The organism is Chryseobacterium sp. AG844 (assembly GCF_003182335.1).
Classification (GTDB): Bacteria; Bacteroidota; Bacteroidia; order Flavobacteriales; family Weeksellaceae; genus Chryseobacterium; species Chryseobacterium cupriresistens.
This window is the reverse complement of record NZ_QGTV01000006.1, coordinates 183,864-207,401: the sequence shown is the minus strand read 5'-3', so window position 1 is coordinate 207,401 and position 23,538 is coordinate 183,864. Positions and strand designations below refer to the sequence as shown.

Sequence of the window (23,538 nt, the reverse complement as noted above, 5' to 3'; positions counted from 1 at the left end):
AACGTTTATCGGCTAATTCCCTGAAATTTCTTGTCATAATACTAAATAACAATAAATGTATAAAACTAGGAATAATTGTGTCCACACGATAGTCCGGAGGAGGGGAATTAGGGAAATATCAACTACTTTTTCTGATCCAAACAACCTACCACCGATCACCTACCATCTGCCACCTAAAGAGCCAGCTTAAACGGTCCTTCAAAAGTAGTTTCAAACGAGTCTACCAACTGTCCCTTTTCATCAAACACTCCGATGACCATATTTTGTTTTGAGAATTTAATTTCGTCTTCAGGGAAGGAAATATTAATGTTTCCTTTCAGGATCTGATCTCCTTTCAATATAATTTTTTCAGAACCAAAGTAAGTGATCTCTGCATTTGTTGGAGTGATAACTTTAATGGTAAGCATCTTTTTCTCGTTTGATTTATTCAGAAGAGTGTAAATAAAGGTGTTTGTGATTTTTCCATTTTTAACAAAGAATGTTGACCCTGCCGGCTTGATGAATTTGGCTTCCATAGAACCACGGTCATACATTAAAAACCCAAGGAACCCAATTAACAATGCAAGGATAACAGTTGTGGCTTTCATTCTTGGCGTAAACCGGAATTTGTCCTGGTTTTCAATTTCTGCTTCCGTAGCATAACGTACCAATCCTTTAGGTAAGCCAACTTTCTCCATAACTTCATCGCAGGCATCAATACAGGCTGTACAGTTTACACATTCCAGCTGCTGTCCGTTTCTGATATCGATTCCCGTAGGACATACCACAACACATTGGTTACAGTCGATACAATCTCCTTTTCCTGCGGCTTTTCTGTCTTCATTATTTCTCCATTTTGCACGGCCTTCCCCTCTTTTAAAATCATAATATACATTGATCGTTTGCTTGTCGATCAATACACCCTGCAGTCTTCCGTAAGGGCAAACCAGCGTACAAACCTGCTCACGAAGCCATGCGAAAACAAAATAGAACGTCATGGTAAAGAAGATCATAACCATAAATTTCAGTGAGTTGGCTTCAGGTCCTTCACTCATAATACGGAAAACTTCTTCGTAGCCCACAATATACATGAACATAAAGTGAGAAATAATCAATGAAATTAAAAGGAAAACAGACCATTTTGTCAGTCTTTTTCTTATTTTCTCTGCATCCCATTCCTGTCTGTCCAGCTTCATCTGTTTATTCCGGTCTCCTTCGATCCAGTATTCGATTTTACGGAAGACCATTTCCATAAAAAGCGTCTGCGGGCATAGCCACCCACAGAATATTCTTCCGAAAACGACAGTAAATAACATCACAAAAATGACGGAGGTTACCGCCCCTAAAGCAAGAATAAAAAAGTCCTGCAGGTAAAACGGCTGTCCGAGAATAAAGAATTTCCTGTCGATGACATTGATCAGCAGAAAAGGATTATTATTGATCTTTATAAACGGCAGTCCGAAAAATAAAGCAAGAAGAAAATAGCTGGTGTAATTCCTGTAGTTGGTATACTTTCCTTTGGGCTTTCTGGGAAAAATCCACTTCCTTTTACCGGTTTCATCCATGGTTCCCACTGAATTTCTGAAATCTTCATTTTCAATTTCCAAAGACTTGATATTGTTGGACTCTGCGCTCATTGTTATATGCTATAAAAGTATTTTAGTACAATTTTCATCCTGACCAATCTTATTTTCAAATTGACTGTTCCATGAAAAAGTGATTGATTCTGTTACTGCAAAGCTCCGGATTATATCTTTTCATTACTAATATGATCTACTTCCAAAATAGGATAATTAGGACATTTTGTGTCTGTTGTTTTTATTGTATCAGAACGGGAAAATATTTTGAAACCTCTGGGTCATATCGTAAATTGCAGTCTTAAAAATGAAGCATGAAGAATATACTTAAAATAGGTATGATTGGTTTGGTTTTCGCATTGGTAAACTGTCAATCAGTAAATTATAGTAAAATGTTTTATGAGGGAGTGCAGCCGGAAAAGGTTTCGGACAAGTTCAGTTTCACAGAAGGACCATCAGCAGATAAAGAAGGGAATGTTTATTTCACCGATCAGCCTAATGATAAGATTTATTATTGGGACTGGAAAACCAATCAGGTGATAGAGTTTTTGAATAAAACAGGAAGGGCAAACGGAACACACTTTGACAAAGATGGGTATTTGATTACCTGTTCAGACGATCAGGGTGAGATATGGAAGATATCCAAAGACAAAAAAGTAGAAGTTCTGCTAAAAGGTTTCGAAGGAAAAAGGCTGAACGGCCCCAATGATGTCTGGAATGATGAATTTGGAGGAATGTACTTTACAGATCCTTTGTATGAAAGAGATTACTGGGTTGGTTTTAAACAGGAAATTCAACATAAAAGTCTTTATTACAGAGATAAATCAGGAAAAGTTACCCAATTAGAAACTTTCACCCAACCCAATGGTATTGTTGGGAGTGAAAAACTAAAGAAATTGTACTTATCTGATATTGATGCCGGAAAAACCTACGTTTATGATATATTGGGAGAAGGAAAATTATCTGAGAAAAAACTGTTCTGTGAAATGGGGTCAGATGGCATGACGATGGATAAACACGGAAACCTGTACCTGACAGGAAAAGGAGTGCATGTTTTCAACAGTTCCGGGAAGAAGATCTATCACATCCCGATTCCTGAAGACTGGACTTCCAATGTCACTTTTGGCGGTAAAAACAATGATATTCTTTTCATTACTGCCTCCAGGTCAGTGTATACTTTCCCTATGAGAGTGAAAGGAATTAAATAATATTATGTCATTGCGGGGAGGGCAGATTGCTTCGTCGTTGTGCTCCCCGCAATGACAATAAAGTGTAGAGTGAAAGGTCTAATAAGCAATCTCCATTTTTACTTTCTTACCTTTCAGTTTTTCGTTCTGAAGCTTTCTTAAAAGGGCGTTCACTTTATTTCTGGAGACGGCAACATATGATGTAGTATCTTTTACTTCGATAATTCCTACATCTTCTTTTTGAAGCTCTCCTTTCTTTAGCAGATATCCTACAATATCCACTTTGTTTACTTTATCCTTTTTTCCTGCACTGATGTAAACCGTCTGGAAAGGTGTTTTTTGCGGAACTTTAGTGAATCCGGCAACGTTTTCTTCAGGAGTATTGTTTTTAATGAACGGGAAGTTTTCCTCTTCAGTCATGATCAGGTAGACAAAACCTTTGGCATTCATTCTTGCGGTACGTCCGTTTCTGTGAATGAAAGCATCTTCTTTTGGAGGAAGCTGGTAATGAACAATAGATTCTACCTCAGGAATATCAAGTCCGCGGGCAGCAAGATCCGTAGTAATAAGAATTCTTGCAGAATCATTACGGAATTTCAGCAGCGCACGTTCTCTTTCATCCTGCTCCATACCGCCATGAAAGGTTTCTCTGTCGATTCCCATCTGATGAAGAAGTTCAGAGATACGGTCTACAGCATCACGGTGGTTGCAGAAGATCAGGGTTCTTTTGTTTCCGATTTTACAAACCAGATTGAAAAGTGTATCCAGTTTTTCCTCCGGAATAGTCATCACTTTTCTCAGCTGGAGATCCGGTTTTACATCATTTTCTTTCAGGAAACTGATTACTTTTTCATCTTTTATGCCTGTAAAAGCCGGAATTTCATCCATAGCTGTGGCAGATGTTAAAATTCTCTGAGAAAGTCCTTTTAAAGAATTGGAAATAAATTCCATATCATCATGGAAACCCAGTTCCAGAGCTTTGTCGAATTCATCAAGAACCAGAGTCTTAATCGTTTTTGGATCAAAATTGTTATTTCTTAAATGATAAACAACTCTTCCCGGAGTTCCAATTAACACAGCCGGAGCTTCAATCAAATTGTTGACCTCAATTTTTTTATCATGTCCTCCATAGCATACAGAAACTTTAAAATCTGTTCCCATAGATTTAAAAACCTGTTCAATCTGTAAAGCAAGCTCCCTTGCCGGAACCAGTATCAATGCCTGAACACCCTGAACATTTTTTTTCAGATTTCTGAGAACAGGAAATAAAAAGGCCAGCGTTTTCCCGGATCCTGTAGGAGAGAGTAAGACAATGTCTGTATTGTTTTCAGACGCTTTATAAGTAGATTTCTGCATCTGATTCATATCCTGAATCTGCAGTTTTTGATAGATCGGCTGTAATTCCATGCTGCAAAGGTAGTGAATTTTGGAGTTTGAGGATTTAGAGTGTAAGAGTTTGAGGGTTTGAGAGTAGGAGAGTAGGAGAAGGATTGGAAAGTGTGGGCCTTCTTTAATTCTGTCTTACTGTCATTCTGAATGAAGCGCAGCGAAATGAAAAATCTCATTTTTGTTTTCTGCTTATTGATGCCTCTTGTAAATTTTCAGTGTATGGTCAGTATGACAGCGGATATTGCTTTATTCTGAATGTAAGACGGTTAGTATTAGAATGTCATGCTGAGCTCAGTCGAAGCATACTTTAATCAAGGTATTGATTTTTAAATATATAAGTTAAATATTAACCTGGCAAAATCTATTGCTTATTTTAAATAAAATTCATATCTTTGCACCCACTTTTGTGGCGAAAAGGTTTGAAGAGTAAATTACTTAAAATTAATTACTTCCGTATTTTTTAATCTGCATTTATTCAAACCGTTAAAAAAGAAGGAATACAAATTTATTAGAAAATGTCAAAAGAGACAAATTCAGCAGAGGTTTTATTAAACCAAAACGTAGCACCAGAACAATTTGATTGGGATTCATTCGAATCAGGTCTTGATGCAGATGCGAGAAAAGAAAAAAGCGATTTAGAAGAAATCTACAACGGATCATTAAACAACTTAGACGATAACGACGTTCTAATTGGTAAAGTTGTAAGATTAACTGATAAAGAAGCTATCGTAGACATCAACTTCAAATCTGAAGGTGTTATCTCTCTAAACGAATTCCGTTACAACCAAGGCCTGAAAGTAGGTGACGAGGTAGAAGTAATGGTTGACAAGAGAGAAGACAAAACTGGACAATTACAGTTATCTCACAGAAAAGCGAGAACGCTTAAAGCTTGGGATAAAGTAAACGAACTTCACGAAACTGGAGAAATTGTTAACGGTTTTGTTAAATCAAGAACTAAAGGTGGTATGATCGTTGACGTTCACGGAATCGAAGCATTCTTACCTGGTTCTCAAATTGACGTTAAGCCAATTAAAGATTACGATCAGTTCGTAGGAAAAACTATGGAGTTCAAAGTTGTGAAAATCAACCCTGAGTTCAAAAACGTAGTGGTATCTCACAAAGCATTGATCGAAGCAGATATCGAAGGTCAGAAAAAAGAAATCATCGCTCAGCTTGAAAAAGGACAGGTTCTTGAAGGTACTGTTAAGAATATCACTTCTTACGGTGTATTCATTGACTTAGGTGGTGTAGATGGATTGATCCACATTACAGACCTTTCTTGGTCTAGAGTGAACCACCCATCTGAAATCCTTGAGGACGGACAAACTGTAAAAGTTGTAATCCTTGATTTCGATGATGAGAAAACAAGAATCCAATTAGGTATGAAGCAATTAGAAGCTCATCCTTGGGATGCTCTTTCTGCTGACTTGAAAGTAGGTGACAAAGTAAAAGGAAAAGTAGTAGTTCTTGCTGACTATGGTGCATTCGTAGAAATCGCTCCAGGTGTTGAAGGATTAATCCACGTTTCTGAAATGTCTTGGTCTACTCACTTAAGATCTGCTGGAGATTTCGTAAAAGTAGGTGATGAAGTAGAAGCTGAAGTATTAACTTTAGATAGAGAAGAAAGAAAAATTTCTCTTGGTATCAAGCAATTGTCTAAAGATCCATGGGAAAACATCGAAGCTAAGTATCCGGTAGGATCTCAGCATGTAGGAACTGTAAGAAACTTCACTAACTTTGGTGTATTCGTAGAGTTAGAAGAAGGTATCGACGGATTAATCTACATCTCTGATCTTTCTTGGACTAAGAAAATCAAGCACCCATCTGAGTTCTGCGCAGTAGGTGATAAATTAGACGTTGTAGTTCTTGAATTAGATATTCAGGCTAGAAGATTATCTCTAGGTCACAAGCAATTGACTGAAAACCCATGGGATAAATTCGAAACTAAATATGCTGAAGGAACTATCCACGCTGGTAAAGCTGTAGAAGTTCACGATAAAGGAGCTTCTGTTCAATTCGAGGATGCTGAGGTTGAAGCTTTCTGCCCTTCAAGATTATTAGAGAAAGAAGATGGATCTAAAATCAAAAAAGGTGAAGAAGCTCAGTTCAAAGTAATCGAATTCAACAAAGAATTCAAGAGAGTAGTAGTATCTCACACAGGTATCTTCAGAGACGAAGAGAAGAAAAACGTAAAAGAAGCTTCTTCTAGAAACGTATCTTCTTCTTCTAACAACGAAGAAAGATCTACTCTTGGAGACATCGATGCATTAGCAGAGTTGAAAAGAAAAATGGAAGAAGGTAAATAATCTTTGAACCATTATAATACATAAGAGCCGCTCATTCGAGCGGCTTTTTTTATGGCTATACGGCAAAGAACATAAAAGTGTAATAAGACATTAAAAAACAAAAACTATCGGGTAAAACAGTAAAAACAGATTTCCGTGGGTCAGAAATTTATATTCATTAAAATGACTTATAAAAAGAAAATGTTTGTATGGAAAAAAATTAAACATGTGGTAAACATAATGTGGTACGCATAAATATAATGCAGGATTCTCATGATTGATAAATATGTAAATTGATTTCAAAATGTTTTTCTTTATTTGTATTGATTTATGTTTATTTTTTAATATAAAACGTATTAAAGTTATGTGAATTATTTGTAGATTAGCGCCTTTAATAATGGATATGAAAAACAAAGCTTTACCTATTTTATTTGCGGTATTTTCTGCATTTCCGACAATATTATTCGGACAGGATAATGAAAAACTGATTAAAGATTATATTTCTCAAAATAAAATAAGGGAATATAAAAAGTCTGATCTTAATAATATCATTGTTGATAATGTAGATCCGTCAAAATCATTGAATGGTAATGTTGTTAAATTTTTACAGACTTATAATGGTTTGCCAATATACAGCTCTGTAGGAACAGCATTGATTCAGGACAATAAAATTGTTTACTACACCGATAATTTTGTAAAAGATTATACTGCATCTACATCAGGTACTGCTGCTATCAGTAAAAGCACAGCGCTTCAGAAGATTGCTGAAGATCTGAAAAATCCTGAGATAGCAAACTTCACTATTCTTGAGTATCTTGAAAAAACTCAGAAGAAAGCGACTTCAGCCAATCAAAGATTGGTATATGCAAATGATGAGAGCGGAAACCTCCGTTTGGCATATGAATATACCTTAATGGAACCAAAGTCACTCAATTACTGGAATATTGTAGTAGATGCCAACAATGGAAATATCCTGTTGAAAAATAACCTGACACTATCTTGTAATTTTCATCATGATGCTTATTCATCCGATGCGGAATATACCCATGCCGATCATTTTGAAAATACCTTAGTGGGGCCTCAGAACAACATAGCACAGAATAATATTCCATTACTTCTGCCGGATAATGCATCATACAATGTGTTTCCATTACCTATTGAAGCGCCAACTTTTGGTTCAAGATCCATTATTACCAATCCCTGGATCCTGAGTGCTTCTCCTGAAGGATGGCATTCTGACGGAACCAATCATTACACGATTACAAGAGGAAATAACGTTTTTGCCTATGAAGATTCAGCTGGAACTGCTTTAACTGCACCTGATTATCTTACCGGAACCCCGGCAGACGGAGGGGCAACAAGAAATTTTGATTTCCCTTTTAACATCAATGAAACGCCGTTAAATAACAGAAATGCTGCCATTACAAATTTATTTTATCTGAATAACAGAATTCACGACGTTTTCTATAAATTTGGATTTACAGAATCTGCCAGAAATTTCCAGCAGAACAATTTTGGTAACGGACCTGTTGGAGGTGATGATGATTCTGTATACGCAGAGGCGCAGGATGGAAGCGGATTAAATAATGCGAATTTCTCTTCAGGGCAGGATGGTTATAATGGAAGAATGCAAATGTATCTTTGGTCCCCGGTTGGAAGAGTATTCTTCTATAATGCACCAAGTGCTGCTGTTTCCCGAACACCGGGAGCAGGAACTGCACAGTTCGGTAATCCATTACCAATGAACGGATTGACAGGAGATGTAGCACTTTCATCAGTTTTAGACGGATGTACGGCTTTACCTGCAAGCTCATTGACTAATAAAATAGGGCTTGTTGAGAGAGGAACATGTGCTTTTGCAGTAAAAGTGAAAAATCTTCAGGATGCCGGAGCTAAAGCGGCCATTATATATAACAACGCAGTAAATGGTTCTACTTTAGGAAATATGGCAGGGAATGACCCTACAATTACAATCCCTTCAGTATTGATTACCAATGCAGAAGGTGAATATATCAAAACTCACCTTGCAGCAAGTACAACAGTAAATGTTACTTTAAAAGGAAACCAGACTCCTGACGGAAGTTTTGATAACGGAATCGTAACCCATGAATACGGTCACGGAATATCCAACAGAATGACCGGTACCGGATACAACTGTCTGAATTCAGGCGTGAGTAAGGAACAGATGGGAGAAGGATGGTCTGATTTCTTTGCTTTAATGCTGACAAACAAAGCAGGAGATGATGCTACAGTAGCGAGAGGTACTGGTACTTATGCAATAGGTCAGCCTATAACTGGTGGTGGTATCAGACCTGCAAAATATTCTACAAACCTCGCTGTTAACGGATATACCTATGGAAATACAAACGGAATGGAATACAATAACGGATCAGCAGTTGTTCCTAATGTACACTCAATCGGTTTTGTTTGGGCAACCATGTTATGGGATCTTCACTGGAAATATGTTGAAAAATATGGTTATGCTTCAGATGTGTTGTCAACAACCCCTAACGGAAGCACAAAAGTACTACAGTTAGTAACAGATGCTCTTAAACTTCAGGGCTGTAATCCTAGCTTTATTGATGGAAGAAATGCAATATTGGCAGCTGAGATGGCAACTACTCAGGGACAGGATAAATGTATGATCTGGGGAGTTTTTGCAAGAAGAGGTTTAGGAGTGAATGCATCAGCAGGAGCTAAAAATAATATTAATGATCAGGTTCAGGACTTTAACGTTCCGGAAGCATGTTTATTGGCTACCAATGATGTAAAGGCAGATAAGAACAACAACATTTCTATCTATCCAAACCCTGCCAAAGATGAATTCTATATTAAATTCCCAAGCAATACTCTTGGAAAAGTAAGCGTAGAATTGTATGATATGTCTGGTAAACTGGTTTCGTCAGAAGATAAAATCTCACCGGATGCCAAGAAAGCAATTTCTACAAGCAACCTTGTCAACGGAACTTATATGGTTAAAATCAAAGGACTAGGTTTCGAAGCTGCTTCTAAAGTAATGGTTAAAAAATAATTAACTTTTATAATCAATCTCAAAAATCGCCACAAGCTTTGCTTGTGGCGATTTTATTTATCTATCACTATAACACTGCTAAATGATTTAATTTATATGTTGTACCTTTGCAGGCTGTTAAAAAAATTATGAAGAAGAAAAATATACTAAAAGGTGTTTTATTTGTAGGGATTGGAGCTAGTATATACGGTATGTTGGCCACTTTTGTAAAAATGGCTTATCAGGATGGCTTTACAACCTCAGAAGTAACTACTTCCCAATTCGTATTAGGTTTGACGGGACTTTTGATCCTGAACTTTATTCAGACCCTAACCTCAAAACAGAAATTATCAGTGCCCAATTCTAAAGAAGTAAGAATGCTCTTGCTTGCAGGAACTTCTTTGGGCGGAACAAGTTTATTCTACTATATTGCCGTGCAATATATCAATGTTTCCATTGCTATTGTATTATTGATGCAGTCGGTGTGGTTCAGTGTGGTGGTGGAAAGTATTCTAACTAAAAAACTTCCCAATACAAGAAAAGTGGTTTCTGTGGTTATTGTTTTGTTGGGAACGGTTCTGGCAACCAATCTTATTAATATGGAAATAGAGCTGGACTGGCACGGAGTATTCTGGGGGCTGATGGCAGCCGCTTCCTATACTTTAACAATGTTCACCTCTAATACGCTGGCTACTCATCTTCCGGTTTTCCGAAAGAGTATTATTATGCTGGCGGGTGGTTCAGTTGTCGTTTTTGCATTCTTATTCTTTGCCCAGATAGGGCCTATGTATTTTGATGGCTTAAAATCATTATACCTGAATTTTACTGATAATACAGAACATATCCATTCATTTAATTATTCAATATTTCTCACGTATGGATTTGTACTGGCGCTTTTTGGAACTATTATTCCGCCTATCTTATTCAATGTTGGGTTTCCCAATGCAGGATTGGGCCTTGGAAGTATCGTTTCATCACTGGAACTTCCGGTTTCCGTAACCATGGCTTTCGTTTTGCTGGGAGAGAAAGTATTTTTCATTCAGTGGGTAGGTATTGCCTTGATTCTTTTTGCAATTGTTTTAATGAATTTACCTTCAAAACAGGAAAAAGAAGTTTCAATGGCATAATGGTCTGAAAAATATTAACTAAAAATAACAGTTAAAACCGTTCCTTTTGGAGCGGTTTTTTTAATTTTAATCTTTAAATAAACGTTTTATGAAACATTTCAGAAATATAATGTCCGCTTTTGCTTTAACGGTCTCCGGTTTTATATTTTCACAGGTAAAACCTCTGGATGCAATGCTGTCTGATTATCAATATCCTTACGAAGTTCATTTTCTTAATTTCAAGTCTCAGGGTGAAGATTTGAAAATGGCTTATATGGATGTAAAGCCGCAAAAACCCAACGGAAAAACGGTCATGCTTCTCCACGGTAAAAACTTTAATGGAGCGTACTGGGAGAGAACAGCAAAAGACCTTTCTGTTAAAGGTTTCCGGGTAGTGATTCCTGATCAGATAGGATTTGGAAAGTCTTCAAAGCCTCATGCTTACCAATTTTCTTTTTCACAGCTTGCAGAAAATACAAAAGCGGTTCTGGATGAACTGAAAATTGACAAAACCATCGTACTTGGACATTCAATGGGAGGAATGGTGGCCACCAGATTTACGTTATTATATCCTGAAAAAGTACAGAAACTGATTCTCGAAAACCCGATCGGACTGGAAGATTATAAAACTTTTGCAGCCTACCAGACCATTGATCAGGCTTATCAGTCTGAACTTAAAAATACAGCCGAAACGTATAAAAATTATCAGCTGAAATTCTATTATGACAACAAATGGAAAGAAGAATATCAGCCCTGGCTAGACTTAATTGCAGGATGGACTCTTCATAAAGATTATCCTCAGGTTGCATGGGATGCAGCGCTTACTTCGGATATGATTTACAATCAGCCGGTATGTTATGAATTTAAAAATATAAAAGTTCCGACATTGCTTATTATTGGAACAAGAGACAGAACAGCAATAGGAAAGGACAGAGCTCCTGAAGAACTTCAACCTAAAATGGGGCAATATCAGGAATTGGGAAAGAAAACCCAACGTGAGATTGCAGGCTCAAAGCTTGTCGAGATTGAAAATGTCGGGCACCTTCCGCATATCGAAGTATATCCTAAATTTTTTCAAGCACTGTATGATTTTATACAATAAATTAATTTTAAAATATAAAATATTGGAAACATTAAGTTTTTGCAAGTGAGTAAAATAATAAGCTTTATATACATTTTGCTTAATTTTTCATCTTTGATGAAACTTACCTAATCTTATCACCTTCATTAAACTTAATGTTTCAAAATCAATTCTTTTTGTTCCCAAACAGCAATAAAGTACCAACTCCAATTCCAGAAAACAGGACACACGCAATTCCCAGATTTTGTATCAGCCCAATACTCACCAATCCTAAACCTATCAGAACATAATAAATTAATCCTAATAAAGCTCCGGCGCTTCCTGTTTCGTTTTTATAATGAATCAATGCGGTGCTTAAAATATTGGGAATCGCAACGCTGAATGCCATCACAATAGAGAAGTAGGGAATTACAAAATAAATTCCTGTACCTGTCAGAATCCAGACAAAAACAGAGGCAGCCAATGCTGAGAATGTACTTGCTTTAACTAAATATTCAGACCGTATATTCTTCAATAACAAAAATCTGTTAAGCTTTGCTCCCGCGAAGGTACCGCCAGCCAGTATTATACTGCTGTACCCGAAAACATAAGAGGAATAATGATTTTCTTTAAAAATAAACGGAGCCAGTGAATAGTATGAAAATAGCAAGACATTAAAGCTCATAATCAGTAAGCAGCACTTGATGATACTCTGATCAAGCAGCATCCGTTTCAACAAGTTGATCAACGTCTTCAAGTTGATGGATTTCTTTACATGATGAGTTTCAGCAATTTTCTGTCTGGAAAGGAGTATAAAAAGTATACTCAAGATACACAGTGTAATAAATACGCTCTGATGTCCGCCGGAGGAAGCCAGTATTGAGCCTGTAACCATTCCGATTACCGGACTGATGGACAAGCCTATTCCGATCCAGGAAAATACTTTGCTGAGATTATCTTTGTCAAAAGTATCTCTTAAAATGGTTTGTGTTACGATGGAACCCACGGAAATTCCGAATGCAGAAATAATCCTGGCTCCCAGAAGAACCATAAAATCAGGAGCGAAAACAGCAGCCAGCGTTCCTGCTCCATAGGTAATGAGACCATATTCCAATGATTTTTTCCTTCCGATCCTGTCGCATTGCACTCCCCAAAATGCCACACCCAGTGCAAATGCGATAAAATATAAACTGATTGTTAAGGTAACTGTTTCTTCATGTACTCCAAACTGTTCCTGTACCATTGGCAAAACAGGACTGTAGATGGTTTCCACAAATTGCGGAAGCATCACAAGCAGAGTCAGCAGCCAGATAGGATTTGTCTTTTTCATTTTTTTCTGCAAAGTTTCCAAAAAATCAATGTATATTTATAATGATATAAAAACAAAAAATATCAAAAATAGGACATGGCTGTACTGGAACAAAACAACGTCTTTGATGCTGATTCAATCCCGGAAAAAGTAATTGGAATAACCTCTGATATGGTGATGCATGACTCCGGTTTTCATTTTCATACAACCAAGTCTCAGCTGTTGTATGCGCCATCAGGTTGTATGACGGTTACTACTTCTGACAGGCAGCTGGTTCTTCCTCCATTCAGAATGCTTTGGATTCCTGCCCATGAAGTTCATCGTGTGAATTTCAGAAATATTGTGGCCTACAGATCCATTTATTTTGATGAAAAATATTCCCAAAGATATATGAATCCTGATCTGAAAGTTCTTCATGTCAACGCCTTGTTAAAAGAAATTATTGAAAGAATTTGTTCCTGGGAATGGTCAGGGTTGAGGCAGCATCAAACTAATCTTTTAAAAGTATTCTGGGATGAACTGAGTAAAGCTCCGGAAGAAAAACTGGAACTTACAATGCCGCAGGATAAGCGTTTTACGAAAATAGCTGAAGAATGGACACTGCAGAAATCTATGCCTCCAATGCTGAAAGATTTTGCAGAAAAAACAGGAGCGGTGGAGAAAACGATCAGCCGTATTTTTAAAAAAGAAACGGGATTGTCGTATCAGGATTGGAGACAGCAATGGAGGTTACAGCGATCAATTGAACTTTTGGTGGAAGGTAATTCAATAGGAGAGGTGTCGCATATCCTTGACTTTTCATCAGACAGTGCTTTTATTGAGTTTTTCAAAAAACAGACAGGCTCCACACCTTTGCAGTATCTCATGAAGAATGAATAGTCCTTTTGTACAGCTGATAAAAAGTACGATTGTTAACCTTGTCAAGGTTCGCAACCTTGACAAGGTTAATGTCATACAATATTTCTTGTCCTATGAAAAGTCCGGATTATAGTAAATTTCATAAAATTGTACTACCAATACAATAATTTTATGAAAACTATTAATACAAATAGTGTTGAGAACTACGTACATACCCTTGGGGTCAACACGACTGCTGATAAAGTGTATCAGGCTTTAACTGATGAAATTCCTCTTTGGTGGACTGAATTGTTTGAAGGTTCATCTTCGGAGGTTGGAAATCTTTTTACCATAAGATTTGGAGACAACATTCACAAAACAATGCGTGTGAAAGAATTAACTGCCAATACAAAAATTGTCTGGTCGGTTGAAGATTCACTGATTGCCCTTCCTGAATTAAAGAACCAGACTGAATGGGTCGGAACAACAATTGTTTGGGAAATAGAGGAAAAAGACGGTGGTAGTCGGATAAAATTAACACATATCGGTCTGAACCCCAATATTGAATGTTATGAGATCTGCTCCAATGGCTGGCTGCAATTTCTCGGCAGCCTGAAAAAATTTTTGGTAACCGGAGAAGGAGCTCCCTATAAAAAGTAAAAATATTTACACAAAAAAAGAGACTGTTTATAAGTAAACAGCCTCTCTTTGTATGTATTGTTGTCTGAATTATTTCTTCTTGTAAGCAGCGTCTTTGATTCTTGCTTTCTTACCTCTAAGGTCTCTGAAGTAGTAAATTCTAGCTCTTCTAACTCTACCTCTTCTATCAACTTCAATTTTTTGAAGTGCAGGCATGTTAATAGGGAATACTCTTTCTACACCTACATCACCACTCATTTTTCTGATAGTGAAAGTTTTTGTAGAACCAGTACCTCTTAATTGGATAACTGTTCCTTTGAAGAACTGAGTTCTGGTCTTTTGTCCTTCTTTAATTTCGTAATACACAGTAATTGTATCACCTGCTTTGAATTCAGGGAATTCTTTTTTCGCAATGTACTTGTCTTGTACGTACTTTAATAAATCCATTATTAATAAAATAAAATGTTAAAGCTAAGCAACTTACACGTTCTTCGTCAGAGGTTGAATAACAGGTTGCAAATGTACAAAATAGTTTTTGAATATGCCAAATATTTAATGTACTAAAAACTATAATTTTTTTATTCCGGTTTCGCTGAAAATTTAACGGTTTCTTTAAAATCCCATCAGACAGAGTTTATATGGGAATTCTACTTTTGCCCGAAGTAAAAATCCGGATAACGGTTTTTTAAATTACTGATTCACAACTTAAAACTATATGTTATTTTAAAACTAAAGCTATTATGAAACATTATTTCTTCTTTTTTTGTTTCGCGGTCCAGATGGCTTTCGGGCAGGTTTTGTTCCCTTATTTACAAAACCCGACTCCGAATTCTATGATCGTCAATTGGAAAACAGCTTCCAATAACGAAACAACAGTAATCTACGGAAATTCTCCGGCCAACTTGAACGTGACAGTAACGGGAACTACCAATATCTTCTCGGATACCGGATACAACAACAACTATTATTATCACACGGCAAAGATTACCAACCTTCAGCCGAATACCAAATATTATTATAAAATCAAAACCGGAACCAGTGAGTCTGCTGTTTACAATTTCAGAACACTTCCTTTACCGGGACAGGCTGTAACTGCCAATGGGAAGATCCGTTTCCTTATTATGGGCGACAACCAGATCAAAGCAGAACCGAGATATGATACGCTTACTTTGAATGCCTATAAAAAATTAAAAGAAAAATTCGGAGCCGCTTCAGATCTGTCAGATAATATTGCGCTTACTTTTATGGTGGGTGACCAGGTAGACGTAGGTACATTGGATCACTATGAAAATGTTCACTTTAAAAAGAATATCAAATTATCACCTTATCTGCCTATTCAGACAACGGTAGGAAACCATGAAACCTATGGAACGATGGGAATGAATTCCTACTATGCCCATTTTTATATTGATGAAATCAGTTATAAAGGAATAAGCTCAGGAAATGAGAATTATTATGCCCAGCAGGCAGGAAATGTATTATTTGTAAGCTTAAGCTCTGAACATACCGGATCAGCACAGCAGACATGGCTTCAGCAGATTTTGACAGCGGCCAATAATGATTCTACGGTAGACTGGATTATTTCTTTAAGCCACAGACCGTATCAGGCTGAGCAGTATGTAGGAGATATTTCTACATGGGTAAGAGAAAATGCCGTACCGCTTCTGGTAACTTCTGATAAATATTTAATGCACGTTGGAGCTCACCATCATTTATATCACAGAGGTCAGCTTAAAAACACACCGAATTACCAGATTATTTCAGGAGGAACAGCATGGGATCAGTATTGGGGAATGTCTAATGAACAGGATTTTGACGATGTTCAGAAAACTTTGACAGACTGGACCTATCAGATCGTGGAAGTAGATGTCCCAACCGGAAAAGTAGATGTCGAATGTTATTCGATCGGTGGAATTTACAATAAGAAAAACAATGTATTGGTGGATTCTTTCCACAGATATAAAAATCAGCCTAAACCTGTAAAACCATCCATTACCAATACGTTCTCAGGACCAATTACTTTACCATTAACATTGAATGGAAGTGCATTTTCATCTTCCAACGGAGAACTTTTAAATACAACACAGTTCCAGATCAGTAAAGCCTCGAACTTCTCTGTGATTGAAAAGGAATTCTACCGCGATTTTGAAAACTGGTTCGGGAAAGACGGAAACGGAACTCCTGATAAAACGAAAAACCTGAATGATGGAGTAGACATCACCAAAGCAACCCTGGCAGCGAATTCTATCCCCAACGGAATCTATTATGTAAAAACACGTTACAGAGACAGAAACCTTGAGTGGAGCGATTGGAGTGATGTGAAGCAGTTCGAAATTACAGGAAGTGTGGTTTCAAATCCTACCTTTACTTTAAACAAAACAGAATATGTTCAGAATGAAGCTATCACGGCTACATTTACTGGAGGTCCCGGAAATCAGCAGGATTGGGTAGGAATCTATAAAAAAGGACAAACTCCGGCTTCTACCACTTCACAAGGCTATATTTATACGAACGGGCAGACTGCAGGAACAGTAACTTTCAATAATGGTCTGGCTACTAAAGGTCAGTATTTTGCAGGATTCTTTGCAAATGGAGGATATACAGAAATCACTCCAAGAAAAAATTTCTATGTAGGACCGAAAGTACAGCTGCAGACTACTGCTGATACGTATCCTGTGGGAGGAACCGTTACTATTAATTTTACAAACGGACCCAATTTACAGAAAGACTGGATCGGAATTTACAAAATGGGACAAACTCCGGGAACTACAGCTTCTATCAAATGGAGCTATGTAACAACGGCTTCAGGAACTCTTAATTTCACAGGACTTCCAAAAGGGTATTATTATGCTCAGTATTTATTGGAAGACGGATATAACGGAATCGGGGAGAAGGTGTTCTTTAAAGTAGGAGATATCGTTACTGATCTTTGGATCAACAAACCTGTTTATACCTTGGGTGAAAATATTACGGCTTCATGGACGGATTCTCCGGGAATCATCAAAGACTGGTTGGGAATATATCCTCAAAGTGTTCAGACACCGGATGATAATTTTGTTTCTTATACCTATTTTGACGGAATAACTCAGGGAACAAAAACTATTCAGGGAACAGCAGTACCCGCAACACCGGGGAATTATTACATGGTGATGTTTACCAATGATTCCTACACAGAAGTTTCAAACAGAGTACAATTCCAGGTAACTTCACCCACTTTGGGAACTGAAGAAACCAGAAGTACAGAGAAAAATGTAGTATTGTATCCGAACCCAACAAAACCGGGACAGCCTACTTTTATTAAAAGTGATTACCCGATTGAAAAAATCGAACTGGTTTCAGCTTCGGGAGAATTACTGTATGTATCGAAAAATATCAATAACCAATGTTTCTCTTTGGTGAATGAAAATCTTCCGGCAGGCGTTTACTATGTAAAAGTACACGGAAGAAAACTATTTACTTTAAAACTGATTATTCAGTAAGATAAACACAACACAATTATTATGAAGAGGCTGTCAGCAATGATAGCCTCTTTTTTATGGATGTAAAAAAGTATAATTTTCCATAATTATCTGTGAAAATCTGTGCCCGTTTGTGGTTAAACAAAAAACGGTTCCAAAAAAATGAAACCGCCTTTGATATATAGTTGTGGTAATTAGTCAAATAAATGGTGCAGATCATCTTCGCTAATCAGCGTCGGGTTTTCAGAAGAAGCATTTTCCTCCTGAGTATCGGCCAGTGTTTTAGTTTCCTGAATGAGCTTTCCATCCATATTATAAAGTTTTAACAAGATCCATTTCCCGCTGCGTTCAAGTTCTTTAGCTCCATCCCATGTTTTGAGTCTGATTTTTCCGCTTTGAATAACACCTGCTTTTACAGAAGACTTATTGGCAGGCTTCCCCTTTATATACTGTGTGATTTGTGCTGTAAAGGAATAATCATCCCCATCTTCACTGATCGGTTGTGTAAATGTATATAAAATAGTGCCTTTGGGGTCATAAACAGTTGCATCATAGCCTGTTTGTTTGGCGTTCAGCTTTTTTTCAAAACTTAGCTTCGTATTGTCACCTTCAAAAAAGTTTTTGATGTTTACAATAATACCTTCCTTATAAATTGTTTCATTAAAGCCTTCATAGGTAGTACCATTATAAGGAATACCATCTTTGTATGTTAATGTAGATTTTAGCTTTCCATCCGGTGAATAATATTTGATTTCCTGGATAAGATCATCTTTCAAAAATTGCTCGGAGGATAACTTTCCGTCTTCATCAAAATATTTACTGGTTACCTTTGAGCCTTTTTCATAAGTATCAATAGAGGAAATCTGTGAATATTCATAAGCCAGATGATAATCATCCCCGTCCATTGGATTATAAACATCATTTTCCTTATCATATTGGTATACCAGATGGGCTATTTTTTTACCCGACTCATCATAAGTGGTTTTATAGCCATCTTTTTTATTCATTTTCTGTTCCTGTAAGATCTTTCCGCTTTTGCTATAAATTACGCCTTCTTTTACACTGCCGTCCTTTCTGTATTTTTCTATCTTAGAGATCCTCATGGGACTGGAATAGTAATCTACCACCATATTTTCACCCGAACCGGAGGTAGTGTTGCTGCCCAGATATTTCCCCTTTTCACCGTAATATTTTGTTTCAGTGTTGCTGTCCTTATCAATGATGGTTTCATTTCTGATCCCTTTAATGTCATCATCATAAACGGTTGTTTTTACAGGCGTAGAGTTTTCGTAATCCACCACAATATTAAAGTCCATTCCATCCTCAGCATCCTTATAACTGAACATCTTTCCTGAAAAACTTCCGTCAGCTTTATATACCACATCTTCTGTCAGCCTGCCATTCATATCATAAGTCTGTGCCGGGCCAATCTGCTGTCCTTTGGAATAGGTGGCAAAATTCTGAACCTTTCCTTCTTCAGTATACCAGGTTACTTTTCCCTCAAAAATCTCACTGTTAGGAGTGGTGTCTGAAGCCAGTCCTTCCATTTGAAGTTTTCCGTCCTTATAGAAATCTTTGATAAGAGTAAGCTTTCCTTTAGGAGTCGTTTCACGGTAATATTCCATATTGTCCTGAGTAGTTTTTTCCCAGTTTTCATCGAAATAGGTTTTCTCCTGTGCGTATACTTTCATGCTCAGTACCAATGCAAGTAATGCTGAGGTAAATAATTTTTTCATGTTTTTATGTAAGCTTTGATATTTTTATATGATTAGTGAGATGGCAGATATTGAAAGAGACCTTCATTGTGGTCAAAAGAAGTGATGAGGACAGTAGTGATCTGCCATAAAATAATTTCTACATTAAAATTGTGTTTAAAAATAATACCCGAAAACAGCCAATGTGCCATATTTCTTGATTTCAAGCTCCAAATATAAATCAAATTGATGAGATTTACTATGAAAAATGAACAGATCTGTTCGTTTTTATTGCTAAGTGTTTGATTATTATTGATTTAAAATGGAAAAGAATAAGATGTAAAGAGTGTGAAATGCAGGATTATTTCCATTCATCGGATATACAAGAAAATTTATTAAATTTAGCCAACAGAAAAATCTAATATTTCATGATAGATAAAAGAGTAAAAAATGCAAAGGAGGCCATCGAAGGAATTAATGATGGAATGACACTAATGCTAGGTGGATTCGGACTTTGCGGAATTCCTGAAAACTCAATCAATGCTTTGGTAGAAAGTGATGTGAAAGATCTGACTTGCATTTCAAACAATGCAGGAGTAGATGATTTCGGATTAGGACTATTGCTTCACAAAAGGCAGATTAAGAAAATGATTTCTTCTTATGTAGGAGAAAATGCTGAATTTGAAAGACAAATGCTTTCAGGTGAATTAGATGTAGAACTAACTCCTCAGGGAACTTTAGCTGAAAAATGCAGAGCTGCCCAGGTAGGAATTCCAGCTTTTTACACACCGGCAGGTTACGGAACTGAAGTTGCAGAAGGTAAAGAGGTAAAAGAATTCAAAGGAAAACCTCATATTCTGGAGCATGCATACGATGCAGACTTTTCTATCGTAAAAGCATGGAAAGGTGATCATGCAGGAAACCTCATCTTTAAAGGATCTGCAAGAAACTTCAATCATCCGATGGCTGGTGCTGCAAAGATTACCATTGCTGAAGTGGAAGAACTGGTAGAACCGGGACAATTGGATCCGAACGAAATTCATATTCCGGGAATCATGGTTCAGAGAATTTTCCAGGGAGAAAAATTTGAAAAAAGAATTGAGCAGAGAACGGTAAGAACTAAAGAATAAGTTCAAAACAATAAAAACAAAAAGCGCTGAATCGATGTTCAGCGCTTTTTTTATGCTTGGGGAGTAAGTGTTTTTCTTTCTCCGATCTGTTGTCTCCACATGGCGTAGTACAACCCTTTTTCGTCAATGAGATTGGCGTGGGAACCTGTTTCTACAATCTGTCCGCGTTCAAGAACATAAATTTTGTCTGCATGCATAATGGTACTTAAACGATGCGCAATCAGGACGGTGATCTGTTCCCTTTCTTTCGAAATATCTTTGATCGTCGTAGTGATTTCTTCTTCGGTGATACTGTCAAGAGCAGAAGTGGCTTCATCAAAAATCAAAAGATGAGGTTTTCTTAAAAGAGCTCTTGCAATGGCAATTCTTTGTTTTTCACCGCCACTCAGTTTCAGACCTCCTTCACCGATAACGGTTTCAATTCCTTTCTCAGCCCTTTCCAATAATGCGGTACAGCTTGATTTCTGTAAAGCAATTGCCAGTTCCTCTTCCGTAGCGGAAGGATTAACGAAAAGAAGGTTTTCTTTAATAGTTCCCGCAAATAACTGAGTATCTTGTGTTACAAAACCAATCTGGTTTCTCAGCTCATCAAAATCAAATTCCTTTCCATTGATTCCATTGTAAAAAATATTCCCTTCCTGAGGTCTGTACAATCCAACCAATAGTTTCACCAGGGTACTTTTTCCGGAACCACTCGGTCCTACAAAAGCAATGGTCTCACCGTTTTTAAGATCAAAAGAAATGTTATTTAAAGCTTTATACTGTGCAGACTGATGCTTGAATGAAACATGTTTGAATTCCAGTTCCTCAATAGCCCCGATTTGTTTTGGGTGAAGCGGCTTTTCTTCCACTTCTTTTTTCATCAAACGGTCAAAATTCTGAAGAGAAGCTTCTGCTTCACGATAAGAAATAATAATGTTTCCAATTTCCTGCATTGGCCCGAAAATAAAGAAACCATAAAACATTAGAGATAAATACTGACCTGGTGTAACAATATTCTTAAAAATTAAATACAATAAAGTCAAAGTAATCATCTGCTGAAGAAAATTGACCATGGTACCCTGAATAAAGCTCAAAGAACGGATGCTTTTCACCTTTCTCAGTTCAAGACCAAGAATTTTATACGTATTGTTATTTAAACGGATTACTTCCTGATTGGTTAATCCTAAACTTTTAACAATTTCAATATTTCTAAGACTTTCAGTAGTACTTCCGGCTAAAGCGGTGGTTTCCGTTACGATATTTTTCTGGATCACTTTGATTCTCTTACTCAATAAATTGGTAACAATGGCAATAAAGAAAATTCCACAGATATAAACCGGCATAATAGACCAGTGTAAACGGATTGCATACACGGAAACGAAAATAATACTGACGAGAATTCCGAAGAAAATATTAATGAAATTCGTGATGAATTTTACCGTATCTTCTCTTACTTTTGTTAAAATAGACAGCGTTTCACCGCTTCTCTGGTCTTCAAATTCCTGATAAGGCAGTGCCATCGAATGTTTTAAGCCATCTGTAAATATTTTCGCTCCAAACTTTTGAGTGATCACGCTTACCACATAATCCTGGAAAGCTTTGGCAATTCTGCTTACCATTGCAGTTCCGATAAGAAGCCCCAAAAAGTAAAAAGCCCCATGATATACAGAACTTCCGTATAAATATTCATTCAGGCTTCTGGGCAATAGCTTTTCTTTATCAAAAAAGTTGGGATGGGTAACCAGCTGATCAAGGATATTTCCTGTGATCGCCGGAGCAAATAAAGAAAAAACCTGATTGACAGTAGCCAAAAATAAAGAGATGATTATCAGCCACTGATAAGGTTTTAGATATCTAAAAAGTATTTTCATTCTATTAAAAAATAATAGAACAAAATTACAGATATTATTTTAACTAACAGTGTTAATTATTGAATACAACAAAGCTCTTTTGTATTCAATTGAAAATAATTAAATTGCAGTCTAAGTTTTTATTATGCTTACAAAAGAACAAATTGCCAAAAGAATTTCAAAAGAACTGAAAGATCGTTATTATGTAAACCTGGGAATTGGAATTCCTACTTTGGTTGCCAACTATGTTCCGGAAGGTATTTCCGTAGAATTCCAGAGCGAAAACGGAGTATTGGGTATGGGGCCTTTTCCTTTCGAAGGAGAAGAAGATGCGGATATCATCAATGCTGGAAAACAGACTATTACTATTCTGGAAGGAGGTTCATTTTTTGATTCAGCCTTCAGTTTCGGGATGATTCGTGGTCAGAAAGTAGACCTTACCATTCTTGGAGCAATGGAAGTTTCAGAAAACGGAGATATTGCCAACTGGAAAATTCCCGGAAAAATGGTGAAAGGAATGGGGGGTGCCATGGATCTTGTTGCTTCTGCTGAAAATATTATCGTAGCCATGATGCACGTAAACAAGGCAGGAGAAAGCAAAATCCTAAAAAAATGTACACTACCTCTAACAGGGGTAAACTGTGTGAAAAAAGTAGTTACTGAGTTAGCCGTTCTGGATGTAACTCCGGCAGGATTCAAGCTGGTAGAAAGAGCACCAGGCGTTTCAGTAGAAGATATTATTAAAGCAACAGAAGCAGATCTTATCATCGAAGGGGAAATTCCTGAAATGCAGTTCTAATTCTGAATAACAATATAAAGTTTCGGCCTCACTTTGTGAGGCCGAAACTTTATATAAACGACATCGGAACTCGCAGCGTTAAAAAAATAAGTCCTGTGAACGTTAAGAAAATTCTCCTGTCCGAAGCGCGAGCCCAAATCAGAACCGATAAAGAAATAATGATTCCGCGCAAGTTTAGAATTTTTAGAGAACAGGAATTATTTTTAGCGAAGAGATCCAGGTCTTGAATTTTTGTTTCTTTTGTTTT

The 23,538-nt window shown here is 37.0% G+C and carries 17 protein-coding genes; 10 read left to right on the top strand and 7 right to left on the bottom strand.

All coding sequences use genetic code 11. The features are described 5' to 3' along the window. Window positions 1-173: 173 nt before the first annotated feature. A complete protein-coding gene (gene ccoG, locus DEU40_RS08765; protein WP_110009493.1) occupies window positions 174-1,616 on the bottom strand; it encodes a cytochrome c oxidase accessory protein CcoG in 1,443 nt (480 codons plus the stop codon). 254 nt (window positions 1,617-1,870) lie between these two features. Between ccoG and DEU40_RS08760 the strand changes: the two genes are divergently transcribed. Beyond that, complete coding sequence (locus tag DEU40_RS08760) at window positions 1,871-2,764, top strand: SMP-30/gluconolactonase/LRE family protein (RefSeq protein ID WP_110009492.1); 894 nt, start codon at window positions 1,871-1,873, stop codon at window positions 2,762-2,764. Window positions 2,765-2,842: 78 nt separating this feature from the next. Here DEU40_RS08760 and DEU40_RS08755 read toward each other — a convergent pair whose 3' ends face one another. Continuing rightward, on the bottom strand, window positions 2,843-4,150 hold the full coding sequence (locus tag DEU40_RS08755) for a DEAD/DEAH box helicase (protein ID WP_110009491.1): 1,308 nt from the start codon (window positions 4,148-4,150) through the stop codon (window positions 2,843-2,845). A 497-nt stretch (window positions 4,151-4,647) separates the two neighbouring features. Between DEU40_RS08755 and rpsA the strand changes: the two genes are divergently transcribed. The 4 genes from rpsA (at window position 4,648) to DEU40_RS08735 (ending at window position 11,635) form a co-directional block, all read left to right on the top strand. Then, window positions 4,648-6,438 (top strand): 30S ribosomal protein S1, encoded by a 1,791-nt coding sequence (gene rpsA / locus DEU40_RS08750; protein WP_110009490.1) that lies wholly within the window; start codon window positions 4,648-4,650, stop codon window positions 6,436-6,438. Between the two features lie 382 nt (window positions 6,439-6,820). Beyond that, complete coding sequence (locus tag DEU40_RS08745) at window positions 6,821-9,448, top strand: T9SS-dependent M36 family metallopeptidase (protein WP_228406473.1); 2,628 nt, start codon at window positions 6,821-6,823, stop codon at window positions 9,446-9,448. Between the two features lie 128 nt (window positions 9,449-9,576). Further along, a complete protein-coding gene (locus tag DEU40_RS08740; RefSeq protein ID WP_110009488.1) occupies window positions 9,577-10,554 on the top strand; it encodes an EamA family transporter in 978 nt (325 codons plus the stop codon). An 88-nt stretch (window positions 10,555-10,642) separates the two neighbouring features. Continuing rightward, window positions 10,643-11,635, top strand: a complete 993-nt coding sequence (locus DEU40_RS08735; RefSeq protein WP_110009487.1) for an alpha/beta fold hydrolase — start codon at window positions 10,643-10,645, stop codon at window positions 11,633-11,635. Window positions 11,636-11,780: 145 nt separating this feature from the next. On the opposite strand, the gene DEU40_RS08730 is transcribed toward DEU40_RS08735, so the two are convergent. Further along, window positions 11,781-12,923, bottom strand: a complete 1,143-nt coding sequence (locus tag DEU40_RS08730) for a multidrug effflux MFS transporter (protein ID WP_110009498.1) — start codon at window positions 12,921-12,923, stop codon at window positions 11,781-11,783. Between the two features lie 75 nt (window positions 12,924-12,998). Here DEU40_RS08730 and DEU40_RS08725 point away from each other — a divergent pair, with 75 nt between their 5' ends. After that, window positions 12,999-13,781, top strand: coding sequence for an AraC family transcriptional regulator (locus tag DEU40_RS08725; RefSeq protein WP_110009486.1), 783 nt, complete (start codon window positions 12,999-13,001; stop codon window positions 13,779-13,781). A 150-nt stretch (window positions 13,782-13,931) separates the two neighbouring features. After that, the gene (locus tag DEU40_RS08720) at window positions 13,932-14,399 is read left to right on the top strand and encodes an SRPBCC family protein (RefSeq protein WP_110009485.1); all 468 of its coding nucleotides are present in this window, start codon (window positions 13,932-13,934) and stop codon (window positions 14,397-14,399) included. Window positions 14,400-14,468: 69 nt separating this feature from the next. On the opposite strand, the gene rplS is transcribed toward DEU40_RS08720, so the two are convergent. Further along, window positions 14,469-14,825, bottom strand: a complete 357-nt coding sequence (gene rplS / locus DEU40_RS08715) for a 50S ribosomal protein L19 (protein WP_002980648.1) — start codon at window positions 14,823-14,825, stop codon at window positions 14,469-14,471. Window positions 14,826-15,118: 293 nt separating this feature from the next. Here rplS and DEU40_RS08710 point away from each other — a divergent pair, with 293 nt between their 5' ends. Next, window positions 15,119-17,857, top strand: a complete 2,739-nt coding sequence (locus DEU40_RS08710; RefSeq protein ID WP_110009484.1) for a fibronectin type III domain-containing protein — start codon at window positions 15,119-15,121, stop codon at window positions 17,855-17,857. A 173-nt stretch (window positions 17,858-18,030) separates the two neighbouring features. On the opposite strand, the gene DEU40_RS08705 is transcribed toward DEU40_RS08710, so the two are convergent. After that, window positions 18,031-19,572 carry a toxin-antitoxin system YwqK family antitoxin gene (locus DEU40_RS08705; RefSeq protein ID WP_110009483.1) on the bottom strand — a complete coding sequence of 514 codons (1,542 nt, stop codon included), beginning with the start codon at window positions 19,570-19,572 and terminating at the stop codon, window positions 18,031-18,033. A 386-nt stretch (window positions 19,573-19,958) separates the two neighbouring features. Here DEU40_RS08705 and DEU40_RS08700 point away from each other — a divergent pair, with 386 nt between their 5' ends. Further along, window positions 19,959-20,660 (top strand): CoA transferase subunit A, encoded by a 702-nt coding sequence (locus DEU40_RS08700; protein ID WP_110009482.1) that lies wholly within the window; start codon window positions 19,959-19,961, stop codon window positions 20,658-20,660. A gap of 50 nt (window positions 20,661-20,710) precedes the next feature. Here the strand turns inward: DEU40_RS08700 and DEU40_RS08695 are convergent, their stop codons facing one another. Further along, window positions 20,711-22,513 carry an ABC transporter ATP-binding protein gene (locus DEU40_RS08695; RefSeq protein ID WP_110009481.1) on the bottom strand — a complete coding sequence of 601 codons (1,803 nt, stop codon included), beginning with the start codon at window positions 22,511-22,513 and terminating at the stop codon, window positions 20,711-20,713. A gap of 124 nt (window positions 22,514-22,637) precedes the next feature. Here DEU40_RS08695 and DEU40_RS08690 point away from each other — a divergent pair, with 124 nt between their 5' ends. Next, window positions 22,638-23,291 carry a CoA transferase subunit B gene (locus tag DEU40_RS08690; RefSeq protein WP_002980639.1) on the top strand — a complete coding sequence of 218 codons (654 nt, stop codon included), beginning with the start codon at window positions 22,638-22,640 and terminating at the stop codon, window positions 23,289-23,291. A 49-nt stretch (window positions 23,292-23,340) separates the two neighbouring features. Here the strand turns inward: DEU40_RS08690 and DEU40_RS22620 are convergent. Continuing rightward, window positions 23,341-23,538: hypothetical protein (locus tag DEU40_RS22620; protein WP_228406472.1), on the bottom strand; the 198-nt coding region annotated here is incomplete at its 5' end.

Coding starts and splice junctions, on each gene's coding strand:
- DEU40_RS08705 (WP_110009483.1), bottom strand. CDS start 19,572: ATGAAAAAATTATTTACCTCAGCATTACTTGCATTGGTACTGAGCATG.
- DEU40_RS08730 (WP_110009498.1), bottom strand. CDS start 12,923: ATGAAAAAGACAAATCCTATCTGGCTGCTGACTCTGCTTGTGATGCTT.
- DEU40_RS08690 (WP_002980639.1), top strand. CDS start 22,638: ATGCTTACAAAAGAACAAATTGCCAAAAGAATTTCAAAAGAACTGAAA.
- DEU40_RS08760 (WP_110009492.1), top strand. CDS start 1,871: ATGAAGAATATACTTAAAATAGGTATGATTGGTTTGGTTTTCGCATTG.
- ccoG (WP_110009493.1), bottom strand. CDS start 1,616: ATGAGCGCAGAGTCCAACAATATCAAGTCTTTGGAAATTGAAAATGAA.
- DEU40_RS08695 (WP_110009481.1), bottom strand. CDS start 22,513: ATGAAAATACTTTTTAGATATCTAAAACCTTATCAGTGGCTGATAATC.
- DEU40_RS08735 (WP_110009487.1), top strand. CDS start 10,643: ATGAAACATTTCAGAAATATAATGTCCGCTTTTGCTTTAACGGTCTCC.
- DEU40_RS08700 (WP_110009482.1), top strand. CDS start 19,959: ATGATAGATAAAAGAGTAAAAAATGCAAAGGAGGCCATCGAAGGAATT.
- DEU40_RS08710 (WP_110009484.1), top strand. CDS start 15,119: ATGAAACATTATTTCTTCTTTTTTTGTTTCGCGGTCCAGATGGCTTTC.
- DEU40_RS08740 (WP_110009488.1), top strand. CDS start 9,577: ATGAAGAAGAAAAATATACTAAAAGGTGTTTTATTTGTAGGGATTGGA.
- DEU40_RS08725 (WP_110009486.1), top strand. CDS start 12,999: ATGGCTGTACTGGAACAAAACAACGTCTTTGATGCTGATTCAATCCCG.
- DEU40_RS08720 (WP_110009485.1), top strand. CDS start 13,932: ATGAAAACTATTAATACAAATAGTGTTGAGAACTACGTACATACCCTT.
- DEU40_RS08755 (WP_110009491.1), bottom strand. CDS start 4,150: ATGGAATTACAGCCGATCTATCAAAAACTGCAGATTCAGGATATGAAT.
- rplS (WP_002980648.1), bottom strand. CDS start 14,825: ATGGATTTATTAAAGTACGTACAAGACAAGTACATTGCGAAAAAAGAA.
- rpsA (WP_110009490.1), top strand. CDS start 4,648: ATGTCAAAAGAGACAAATTCAGCAGAGGTTTTATTAAACCAAAACGTA.
- DEU40_RS08745 (WP_228406473.1), top strand. CDS start 6,821: ATGAAAAACAAAGCTTTACCTATTTTATTTGCGGTATTTTCTGCATTT.